Genomic DNA, 11670 nt, shown 5'->3' with positions numbered 1-11670 from the left:
AGGCCAGCAATTGCTGGCCTCTTTTTTTATATTTTTAATTTATTGATGAATTACTCGGCAATATCTTATTATCTGACAGTAATAATCTTAAAGAAAATTATCCTGGGTATTTTAAAATGATTTCATGCATAACTAACTAAAAATAAGGATTTCTTTTGAAAACTATTCAACTACATAATAAAACAATGGCTTACCGAGATGAAGGGGAAGGTTTCCCGCTATTACTGGGTCATAGCTATTTGTTTAACTCGGATATGTGGGCACCACAAATCGAAGTTTTAAGTAAAAAATACAGAGTGATTGCTCCCGATCTGTGGGGACACGGAAATTCGGCGGAATTACCAGAGCAGCATAGAACGTTGGCTGATTTAGCGCGAGATTACCTAGCGTTAATGGACCAACTTGGAATTAAAGAATTTGCTGTAATTGGTTTATCGGCTGGCGGTATGTGGGGAACTGAATTAGCAGCGATGGTGCCGGACAGAGTTAAGGCATTGGTTTTGATGGATACCTTTGTGGGGTTAGAGCCTGAAGTTACCCATAAAAAATACTTTGCTATGTTGGATGTGATAGAGCAGGCTGGCGCTATTCCGCAATCTATCTTACAACAAATAGTGCCAATTTTTTTCAGTCAGAAACCAGCGCAAAATTTGATTGATGAGTTAACTCAGAGTTTGGTAACAATTCCTGCGGAAGTATTATGTAATAGTATTATTCCGTTAGGACGAATGATTTTTGGACGTGAAGATAGAACTCATTTGTTGGAAAGATTAGATATACCAGTTCTTGTTATCACTGGTGAACAAGATATGCCCCGCCCACCTCTGGAAGGTTACTTGATGGCTGAAATACTTCGCTGTGATTACGTTGTTATTCAGGACGCGGGGCATATTTCAACATTGGAGCAACCCCATAAAGTTAATCAGGAATTAGTTGTTTTTTTACAGCAAGTTCTGTAACGGTTCTTTTAATGAAAAGGCCGGATTATCCGGCCTTTAATATTGAGTTTAGTAAAGATCTGCATCAATATTTTCATCAGGATATAACCCATATATAAGAACGGGTGATACAGATCTCCTTCATAACGTCTGCTGGTAATAAGCATATAACTATTATATCTCTGGCTGTAGTATTATCATAAATTTCCTTAATGAATTTCTGAAAATAGTGAGTTTGAAATAACTTAATATTTTATTAATATGGTTCATTAATTTCATATAAATAAATTGAGATGATTTAACTGAAATATAAAGTACGACTGTTAATGTTATTTATTCTCAATAATAAAAACGAGATGAATGTTTTTTTACTTGATGATTTTAAATATAAATATACAAAATCAATAATAACAAAATATTAATTCTTGTGTTTTAATATTGATAATTATTTCTAATGTGTTTTTTTTTGTGATAATTTTAATATTATTAATAATTATCTGGATGTATTTATAATTTGGCTAAAAATCCCATTGGTGTAAATAAATATTTACACTATTTATATTTTATTTACACATTTGGATTGAATTCTTTACGATGCATGATATGTTATTGGTCAAATACATAAAAATAAATTAACACAGAATGACAATTTGAGGAGATAACTGAAATGTTCATACAAAAAGATGCACTTAATAACGTTCACATCAGTGGTGAACAAATTCTTATAACTCCGGAAGAACTAAAAGAACAATATCCACTCAGTGGTAATGATCTGCATACTATTGCAAATGCACGTAAAATAATTGCTGACATTATTCAGCGTCGTGATCCCCGTTTACTGGTCGTATGTGGCCCTTGCTCTATTCATGACGTGGATGCAGCTCTGGATTATGCTCATCGTTTGGCGGTACTTTCTTCTGAATTAAGTGACAGTCTGCACATCGTAATGCGTGTCTATTTTGAAAAACCTCGAACAACAGTGGGTTGGAAAGGTCTTATTAACGATCCGTTCATGGATGGTTCATTTGATGTGGAAGCGGGTTTGCATATTGCCCGTCGTTTACTAATTAGCTTGGTTAAAATGGGATTACCCCTTGCAACAGAGGCTTTAGATCCGAATAGTCCACAGTACTTAGGCGATTTGTTTAGTTGGTCGGCAATTGGCGCAAGAACGACAGAATCTCAGACACACCGGGAAATGGCTTCAGGTTTATCTATGCCGGTTGGTTTCAAAAATGGGACTGATGGTAGCTTAAGTACAGCAATTAATGCGATGCGTGCAGCTGCTATGCCACATCGTTTTATGGGAATAAATCAGTCAGGGCAGGTATGTTTGTTGCAAACACAAGGGAATCCGAATGGACACATTATTTTACGTGGGGGTAAAACACCTAATTACAGCGCTGAACATGTAATGGAATGTGAACAGCAGATGATGAAGTCTGGATTATTGCCATCCTTGATGATTGATTGCAGTCATGGTAACTCTAATAAAGACTTTCGTCGCCAAAGCGTGGTTGTAGATTCTGTAGCAGAGCAGATTATTTCAGGTAACCAATCTATCACGGGGATTATGTTGGAGAGCCATATTAATGAAGGTAACCAATCTTCTGAGCAACCTCGTTGTGGAATGAAATATGGTGTTTCAGTGACTGACGCTTGTATTAATTGGCAGACTACAGAAGCGGTTCTGAGAAAATTGCATCAGCAAATCAGTCCGCAATTGTCGCAAAGAATTACGATTTTGAAAAAAGCAGGATAATAAGTATGGTGGCTGAATTATCTCAATTGCGGGACAAGATTGATGAAGTGGATAAAGCTTTGTTGGATTTACTGGCAAAGCGACTGGAATTAGTTGCAGAGGTCGGTGAGGTAAAAAGCCAGAATGGGTTGCCAATTTATGCGCCTGACAGAGAAATGGCGATGCTTGCTTCACGTCGGCAGGAGGCTGAAGATTTTGGTGTTCCACCGGATTTAATTGAAGATATTCTGCGTCGCATTATGCGGGAGTCTTATAACAGCGAAAATGACAAAGGGTTTAAAACTCTCTGCCCTCAATTAGGGTCGATAGTCATTGTTGGTGGCTTGGGTAAAATGGGGAAACTGTTTGGTCGGTTGTTAACTTTGTCTGGTTATGAAGTCAAAAATCTGGAATCACAAGATTGGTCTGACGCAGAGCAGATTCTGACTGGTGCAGGTATGGTCATTATCAGTGTACCTATACATCTGACAGAAGAGGTTATTCGCCGTTTACCACCACTACCTGATCATTGTATTTTGGTGGATTTGGCATCTATCAAACAGAAACCATTACAGGCTATGCTTGATGTGCATAAAGGTCCAGTCTTGGGGCTACATCCTATGTTTGGGCCGGATGTAGGCAGCTTGGTAAAACAGGTTGTTGTTTACTGTGACGGACGCCAGGAGGAAGCTTATCAGTGGTTTTTGGAACAGCTGCTGATTTGGGGGGCTTGCCTGCATCAGATGGATGCTGAACAGCATGATAAAAATATGAGTTTTATCCAGGCGTTACGCCACTTCACGACGTTCGCTTATGGGCAACATCTCGCACAGGAAGATACTGATTTACAACAATTATTATCAATATCCTCACCAATTTACCGTCTGGAGCTGATTATGGTAGGGCGATTGTTTGCGCAAGATCCTCAGCTTTACGCTGATATTATTATGTCATCGCCAGAGAATATTGATCTTATACGTCGTTATCACCAAAGTTTTGGACAAGCGCTTGAGTTACTGGAAAACCAAGATAAACAGGCTTTTATCAGCAGTTTTAAAGATGTTAGTGAATGGTTTGGTGATTATGCGCTTCACTTTATGAAAGAGAGCAGAGTATTGCTTCAACAAGCGAATGATAGTCGTCAATAATTAAAAAGAACCGGATATCGGAATATCCGGTTCTTTTTAATCAAGATGGACTGACTGGAACTACACTTTCTGTTGGGTAACATCCCAATACTTTTAATGAATGAGTAATTTCCGCTAATGCTTTCAGGGCATGTTGCATATTGATTGAACGAATATTAGCTTGGACATCAATATAAAACATCTCTTCCCACGGATTTCCGCTAATCGGGCGAGATTCCAGTTTACTCATAATAATATTATGTTCTTTTAGCACCATAAGTGCATCTACTAACGCTCCCGCTTGTTGCCCAGTAGCCATAATAAATGTCGTTTTGGATGGTACCTGTTCTGAAACTTCGATGGGCTGACGGGCAACAATAATAAAACGGGTAATATTATGTGATTGATTTGCCAGATTTTGTTCCAGGACTTGTAACTGATAAAGTGCACCACCGGCTTCACTGCCTAAAGCGGCAATTTCTGGTGAATTCTGTTCAGCGACTTTTTGCATAGCTGCGGCGGTGCTTTCGCAATATTTAATTTTCCAATGCGGGAATTGATTAATATATTGACTGCATTGTTGGAATGGTTGAGGGTGACTGTAAACCGTTTTTATCTGTGATAGTTCTGTATTTCTTGCAACTAGCAGGCAATGGTTAATAGGAATCGTTATTTCTCCTACAATTGACAAACTGGTATGTTGCAATAAGTCATAAACATCATTGATAGAGCCAGAACTGGTGTTTTCAATTGGTAATATTCCGTAATCAGCCTGTCCGGTTTCAACCAGGGGGAAGATATCCTGGAACTTATGGCAACTGCATTCAACTAATTGATCAAAATGACGTGCTGCATATTGGCGGGCTGCGATATGAGAATAGGAACCACGAGGACCAAGGAACGCAATACGAGCTGAATCGTAGGGTGTTTGATTGAGATGTTGCTGCAATAATGCTTGCTGAGTGAGTACAGAATCTTCGATGATCGTTTGAAACAGGCGGGTGATATAGAAGCCATCAAGCCCGTGGCTTTTTCCTTTTTTGATTAGAACATCTAATAGCTCCCGTTCACGATCTTTGTCTCTGATGGGACGATTATCCTGTAATTTAGTTTGTGCGATATCAGAGGCTAATTGGCGTCGTTCTGCCAGTAAAATCAGTAACTTTAAATCGAGTTCGCTGACTTTTTTCCGTATTTTCAGCAAATTGTTTTGATCCATAATGAGTTCCTAATTGGTTATTCATATTCTGATAATAATATGTTTGCAGTGGACAGAAAAAAGCCTCCCAATTGGGAGGCTTGCTGTTCGTCTTCTGGTTCTTTCTTCAAGGACGAAAGCCTCCCCCTTAGGGGAAGGTAAAAAAGAAGGAGAAGAAAAACAGGTTTGTATTCATCATATTCACAGTCCGTATAAACAATGTACCCTAATTAACCTTATGTTGTTGTTTCTGTCAATAAAAAAACGCGCCCAAATCGGACGCGTTAGAGACAAGCCATAGTTATTTTATTGTTGTGTTTCTAGATCAAGATTTGATTCTTTAACACTGTTATAAGTACGGCGTGCTTCTCCTTTGTGTTGTACTTTATTCAACTGACGTTCCAGTTTTGCTAACAATTCATTGATGGCAACATACATATCTTCATGCTTTGCACCTGCAACTAGCGTACCATTTGGTATACTTATGGTTGCATCAGCCATAAAAACCTGAGGGCCTTTTGATAGAATAATATGAGGATTTATCAGGTTTACTTGCCATTTATTCAGTTTACTCAGACGGTTTTCTACGTGGTTGCGAATTGCCGGGGTAATCTCCATTTGTTTGCTGGTAATGTTCACTATCATATAGTTACCTCTCATTATTGATTATCCACCTTCAATAATTTCAGCATACATTTCTTTTTCATAAAAAATGTGATCTAAATCACCTTTAATCGGATGTGTGGCAACTAGTTGAAGTAATTGTGATTAGCGATAAAAATACGAAGAATATCTATTGCGGGATGAAAGCTTATGAGACATTATTGATAAGTTAAGTCTTTATTAACCTTCTTGATAAACAGTCCTTATTTGTGTTTTATTAAGTAAAAAATAAAACAGCAGCCGGAACTGCTGTTTTATTTTGTCTGTTTCTTTATGCTGGATTAGCAGCAACGAGTTTTGCTACTTTACCTGCCTGTGCCGTTAAACCCAAACGTGCATAAGCCTTTTCCATATAAGGTAGTGCTTTCAGGGTTGACTGTGTGTCAGGATAATCTCGCAGCATTTGTTCCGCTCGATTTACCACCGCAACATAAGCGCCGCGTTTGTTATAATATTCCACAACAGAAAGTTCATATTTCGCCAGGCGCTCTTTGATAGACACTAAACGTTTACTGGCATCGGCAGCATATAGACTGTTAGGATGATAACGTATTAATTGGCTAAAATCTCTGAATGATGCTCTGGCATGTTCAGGATCACGATCTGAGCGGTCAATGCCGAAGAAACTTTGCAGTGCGCTGTTATCCAATGTTTGTGAAGTTAATCCGCGCATATACAGAACATAATCAATGTTGGGGTGAGTTGGGTTTAGGCGCATGAAGCGGTCAATGGAAGCTAATGCCATTGCCAAGTCAGAGGATTTATAATAAGCATAAATCAGATCAAGTTGAACTTGCTGTGAATAAGGGCCAAATGGATAGCGGTTATCGAGGGTTTCTAATTGCGAGATCGCAGGTTTATAGTCACCGTTTTGCAGCTTTTCCTGACTAGCGGAGTAAATTTCCGAAGGTGGGCTGTCTGGGACAGCATTCTTACTACCAGAGCACCCGGCAAGTACCAGGCTCAATGTGGCTGCTGCCACCAGATGTTTTATGCGTATCATCACGTGTTGATTATCCTCTGAGTGTTTTTCTGGGAGACTATCCATGAAGCTCCCGGCAAAAGATCGAGTTACAATAGCACACTATATTAAATTAAACGGCTCTGCCGTCAAAACTCAACGTAAGTGTAGAAACAATATATGGCACAACAAATACGACTTAATACAACAGTCGCCGATTCTCAGCTCGGTCAACGTTTAGATCAGGCTTTGGCTGAATTGTTCCCTGATTATTCAAGATCACGCATAAAAAATTGGATCTTGGATGATAGAGTTCAGGTTAATGGCAAATTAATCAATAAGCCAAAAGAAAAAGTACTGGGCGGGGAAGAAATCTCAATTGATGCCATCATTGAGGAAGATGCACGTTGGGAACCTCAGAATATTCCGTTAGATATTGTCTATGAAGATGATGACATTCTGGTAATAAATAAGCCACGTGATTTGGTCGTTCATCCAGGTGCGGGAAATCCAGACGGTACGGTATTAAATGCTCTGCTATATCGTTACCCTGAAATAGCCGATGTTCCTCGGGCGGGCATTGTTCACCGCCTTGATAAAGATACGACAGGGCTTATGGTTATAGCTAAAACTGTTCCTGCTCAAACTCGTTTAGTGGAGTCACTCCAACTGCGCGAAATTACCCGTGAGTATGAAGCTGTAGCGACAGGTCGTATGACGGCTGGTGGAATAGTTGAAGAGCCTATTTCTCGTCATCCGACAAAACGCACACATATGGCAGTACATCCGATGGGAAAACCTGCAATTACCCGTTATCGGGTGATGGAGCATTTCAGGGCGCATACCCGTTTGCGTTTGCGGCTGGAAACAGGTAGAACGCACCAGATACGTGTTCATATGGCCCATATTAGTCATTCCTTGGTGGGAGATCCGCTGTATGGTGGTCGTCCTCGTCCTTTAAAAGGCGCTTCCGATGAATTCCGCGATGTGATGCGCAACTTTGATCGTCAGGCATTGCATGCCACAATGCTACGCCTTTATCATCCGATTACCGGAATTGAAATGGAATGGCATGCTAACTTACCGGAAGATATGGTTATGCTGATTAATGCATTAAAAGCAGATACAGAAGCATTTAAAGACAAAATGGATTGGTAAATGACGTCGCTTATTTTTCCAAATTGGTCACAACCGACGACAGTAAAAGCCTGTAGTTCCACCCGCTTGGGAGGAATCAGTTTGTCGCCTTATGATAGTCTGAACCTTGGTAAGCATGTTGGTGATGAGCCTGATGTGGTTGAACAAAACAGGCATATTCTGGCTAAAGTGGCAGAATTGCCTCGACAGCCGGTCTGGTTAGAACAGGTTCATGGCACTCGTGTTGTCAGGCTTGATGGTCAGCCAGTGGAAGATAATAAAGCTGATGCTGTTTACACCGACATTCCTGGGCAGGTTTGCGCTGTGATGACAGCTGATTGCTTGCCTGTACTGTTTTGCAGTTCTGCTGGTGATGAGGTTGCAGCTGCTCATGCTGGTTGGCGTGGTCTATGCGCTGGAGTGTTAGAAAATACGGTTGCTCAATTTAAAACTAAGCCTGATCAAATTCAAGCCTGGTTGGGACCGGCAATTGGCGCGAAAGCATTTGAAGTCGGCAGTGAAGTTATGGAAGCGTTCATTGCACAGAATTCTGATCTAAGTAAAGCTTTTGTACCTTTTGGTGAGAAATATTTAGCAGATATATATTTGCTGGCAAAATTAAAATTGCAATCTGTTGGTGTAAAAGCGATTTTTGGCGGGATTGAGTGTACTGTCAGTAATAAAGAGAAATTTTTCTCTTATCGTCGTGATGGTATCACTGGACGTATGGCAACTTTAATCTGGCTGATATAACCTATCCCATAGGGCGATCCACTGGCGCATAAGAGAATGCCTCACAATTTGCTTTTCAGAATCATCTTGAATATTTGAGGAATGGCCTCATTTAATCTCCAGTAGCAAAATTCTGAAATCAGTATTGGAGGTGTTATGCGTCTGGATCGTCTTACTAATAAATTCCAGCTTGCTCTCGCTGACGCCCAGTCCCTTGCGCTGGGGCATGATAATCAATTCATCGAACCAATTCACTTGATGAGCTCACTGTTAAAACAAGAAGGTGGCTCTGTTCGTCCGTTATTAACGTTAGTTGGAATCGATGCAGGTCGTTTCAGCAATCAGCTTGAGCAGGCTTTAGAACGTTTGCCGCAGGTACAGGGTGTTGGTGGTGATGTGCAACCATCTAATGACTTAATTCGTCATTTAAATCTGTGCGACAAACTAGCACAAAAAGCGGGGGATAATTTTATTTCCTCAGAATTATTTGTTCTGGCAGCGCTGGAAGAGCGTGGCACATTGAGCGACATATTGAAAACTGTCGGAGCAACAAAAGAAAAAATCATTAAGGCAATAGAACAAATGCGTGGTGGTGAAAAAATTAATGACCAAGGCGCGGAAGATCAACGCCAAGCTCTTAAGAAATATACCATTGATCTGACTGAACGTGCTGAACAAGGTAAACTTGATCCGGTGATTGGCCGTGATGAAGAAATTCGCCGCACTATTCAGGTATTGCAACGCCGTACCAAAAATAACCCTGTCTTAATTGGTGAACCTGGGGTCGGTAAAACTGCCATTGTCGAAGGGCTTGCTCAACGAATTATTAATGGAGAAGTCCCTGAGGGACTGAAAAATAAGCGGGTTCTTTCTCTGGATATGGGGGCACTGTTAGCAGGCGCTAAATATCGTGGTGAATTCGAAGAGCGATTGAAAGGTGTGCTGAATGATCTTTCTAAACAGGAAGGCAGTATCATTCTGTTTATTGACGAATTGCACACTATGGTTGGTGCAGGTAAAGCTGAGGGGGCAATGGATGCCGGTAACATGCTAAAACCTGCCCTGGCCCGCGGTGAACTTCACTGTGTCGGGGCAACTACATTGGATGAATATCGCCAATATATTGAAAAAGATGCGGCACTGGAACGTCGTTTTCAAAAAGTCTACGTTGCAGAGCCTTCAGTAGAAGATACCATCGCTATTTTGCGTGGTCTGAAAGAACGTTATGAACTGCATCACCATGTACAGATTACAGACCCTGCGATTGTCGCGGCAGCAACATTATCTCATCGTTATATCTCAGATCGTATGTTACCGGACAAAGCTATCGACCTGATTGATGAAGCGGGTGCCAGTCTGCGTATGCAAATGGACTCAAAACCTGAAACGCTGGACCGTCTGGAACGTCGGGTTATTCAATTAAAGCTGGAACAGCAGGCACTGAGAAAGGAATCTGATGATGCCAGTAAAAAACGGCTTGAAATGCTTAATGAAGAGCTGATTGAGAAAGAACGTGAATATTCTGAACTGGAAGAAGAGTGGAAAGCTGAGAAAGCTGAACTTACTGGTACTCAGAATATCAAAGCAGAACTGGAAAATGCCCGTATCAGTCTGGAACAAGCTCGCCGTAGTGGTGATTTAGCGAAGATGTCTGAAATTCAGTATGGGAAAATACCTGGATTGGAGAAGCAGCTTGCCGCAGCCACACAAGTTGAAGGTAAGCCTATGAAACTGCTCCGTAACAAAGTGACCGATGCGGAAATCACTGAAATTCTTGCTCGTTGGACGGGTATTCCTGTTTCCAGAATGCTTGAGAGTGAAAAAGACAAATTGCTGCGTATGGAACAAGAATTGCACAAACGTGTTATTGGTCAGGATGAAGCGGTAGATGCGGTATCCAATGCGATTCGCCGTAATCGGGCTGGACTATCTGATCCAAACCGTCCGATTGGTTCATTCTTGTTCCTTGGCCCAACTGGAGTGGGTAAAACTGAGTTATGCAAAGCTTTGGCTAATTTCCTGTTTGACAGCGATGATGCAATGGTGCGTATCGATATGTCTGAATTTATGGAAAAGCATGCAGTATCACGGTTGGTGGGAGCGCCCCCAGGATATGTCGGTTACGAAGAGGGCGGTTATCTGACAGAGGCTATTCGTCGTCGTCCTTACTCTGTCATTTTGCTTGATGAGGTGGAAAAAGCGCATCCGGATGTCTTTAACATTTTGTTGCAGGTATTGGATGATGGTCGATTGACTGATGGGCAAGGCCGTACTGTCGATTTTCGTAACACGGTTGTGATCATGACTTCTAACCTGGGCTCGGATATGATTCAAGAGCGTTTTGGTAACCTAAATTATGGTGAAATGAAAGATATGGTGATGGAAACTGTTAGCCATCATTTCAGACCGGAGTTTATTAACCGCATTGATGAGGTTGTTGTGTTCCATCCATTAGGACGTCGGCATTTGTCAGCAATTGCAGATATTCAATTGCAACGTTTGTACAAACGTCTGGAAGAGCGTGGCTATCAAGTTACTATTACTCAGCAAGCGTTGGAAATGCTGGGAGAAGCCGGGTTCGATCCTGTGTATGGTGCACGACCATTGAAACGAGCTATCCAGCAGGAAATCGAAAACCCATTAGCTCAAAAGATACTTTCCGGTCAGTTATTACCAGGAAAACCAGTGACTCTGGATGTGGAAAATAGCCATATAGTGGCAAAACAATAACTTTATACTTAACTAAAGATATTTAAAGAGGTAGGAAACTGCCTCTTTTTTTGCCATTTTGTGCAAGGAATCGCAATTCAGTACTGTTTTTGCTTAATTGGTGAGCGATCGAATTGTTTTTGTAATTAAACGCTTGCCAGCGCCGAAGAACTCCCTATAATGCGCCACCACTGACCGACACAACGCTGACAAAGCGTGTGAGGCCAGGCAGGGTAAAGTGAATTAAGCGCTTGACTCTGCGGGCGAAAAGCGTAGTATACGCAGCCCGGCTGAACAAGAATATTAATTTTTGTTTCAGCCTGCTCTTTAACAATTAATCAGACAATCTGTGTGGGCACTCACAAGACCGTATCACAAAAAAATACACTAAAGTCTTGAAGAGTGAACAACAGTTAATTCATGACGAAATAACAGTCAGTTTCTTTGAGCATCAAGCTTTTAAT

Annotated in this window: 9 protein-coding genes and 1 other annotated feature; of the genes, 6 read left to right on the top strand and 3 right to left on the bottom strand. The window is 41.0% G+C overall.

Annotation, left to right across the window (positions count from 1 at the left end; all coding sequences use genetic code 11):
* Positions 1-155 precede the first annotated feature (155 nt).
* The 3 genes from ACGF7G_RS20910 to tyrA all read left to right on the top strand — a co-directional run bounded on the left by ACGF7G_RS20910 (position 156) and on the right by tyrA (position 3827).
* Positions 156-959: an alpha/beta fold hydrolase gene (locus tag ACGF7G_RS20910; protein WP_133816144.1), complete on the top strand. Its 804-nt coding sequence runs from the start codon at positions 156-158 to the stop codon at positions 957-959.
* Positions 960-1605: 646 nt separating this feature from the next.
* Positions 1606-2700, top strand: a complete 1095-nt coding sequence (locus tag ACGF7G_RS20905; protein WP_166296228.1) for a 3-deoxy-7-phosphoheptulonate synthase — start codon at positions 1606-1608, stop codon at positions 2698-2700.
* Positions 2701-2705: 5 nt separating this feature from the next.
* Entirely contained in the window at positions 2706-3827 is a 1122-nt protein-coding gene (gene tyrA / locus ACGF7G_RS20900; RefSeq protein WP_387468098.1) for a bifunctional chorismate mutase/prephenate dehydrogenase, read from the top strand.
* Positions 3828-3867: 40 nt separating this feature from the next.
* Here tyrA and pheA read toward each other — a convergent pair whose 3' ends face one another.
* From pheA to bamD, 3 genes are all read right to left on the bottom strand, one after another.
* A complete protein-coding gene (gene pheA, locus ACGF7G_RS20895) occupies positions 3868-5025 on the bottom strand; it encodes a bifunctional chorismate mutase/prephenate dehydratase (protein ID WP_133816146.1) in 1158 nt (385 codons plus the stop codon).
* 54 nt (positions 5026-5079) lie between these two features.
* Positions 5080-5201 (bottom strand) — a sequence feature (Phe leader region).
* A gap of 109 nt (positions 5202-5310) precedes the next feature.
* Entirely contained in the window at positions 5311-5649 is a 339-nt protein-coding gene (gene raiA, locus ACGF7G_RS20890; RefSeq protein WP_133816147.1) for a ribosome-associated translation inhibitor RaiA, read from the bottom strand.
* A 289-nt stretch (positions 5650-5938) separates the two neighbouring features.
* Positions 5939-6670 (bottom strand): outer membrane protein assembly factor BamD, encoded by a 732-nt coding sequence (bamD, locus tag ACGF7G_RS20885; protein WP_133816148.1) that lies wholly within the window; start codon positions 6668-6670, stop codon positions 5939-5941.
* 138 nt (positions 6671-6808) lie between these two features.
* On the opposite strand from bamD, the gene rluD reads away from it, so the two are divergent.
* The 3 genes from rluD (at position 6809) to clpB (ending at position 11227) form a co-directional block, all read left to right on the top strand.
* Positions 6809-7786: a 23S rRNA pseudouridine(1911/1915/1917) synthase RluD gene (gene rluD, locus ACGF7G_RS20880; RefSeq protein WP_133816149.1), complete on the top strand. Its 978-nt coding sequence runs from the start codon at positions 6809-6811 to the stop codon at positions 7784-7786.
* On the top strand, positions 7787-8518 hold the full coding sequence (gene yfiH / locus ACGF7G_RS20875) for a purine nucleoside phosphorylase YfiH (RefSeq protein ID WP_133816150.1): 732 nt from the start codon (positions 7787-7789) through the stop codon (positions 8516-8518).
* Positions 8519-8653: 135 nt separating this feature from the next.
* Positions 8654-11227, top strand: a complete 2574-nt coding sequence (clpB, locus tag ACGF7G_RS20870; protein WP_387468095.1) for an ATP-dependent chaperone ClpB — start codon at positions 8654-8656, stop codon at positions 11225-11227.
* The last annotated feature ends 443 nt before the right edge of the window (positions 11228-11670 follow it).

The organism is Photorhabdus sp. RM323S, from assembly GCF_042879375.1.
Lineage (GTDB): Bacteria > Pseudomonadota > Gammaproteobacteria > Enterobacterales > Enterobacteriaceae > Photorhabdus > Photorhabdus tasmaniensis.
Note: the sequence above shows the minus strand (reverse complement) of the source record. Positions and strands in the feature narration are given on the sequence as shown.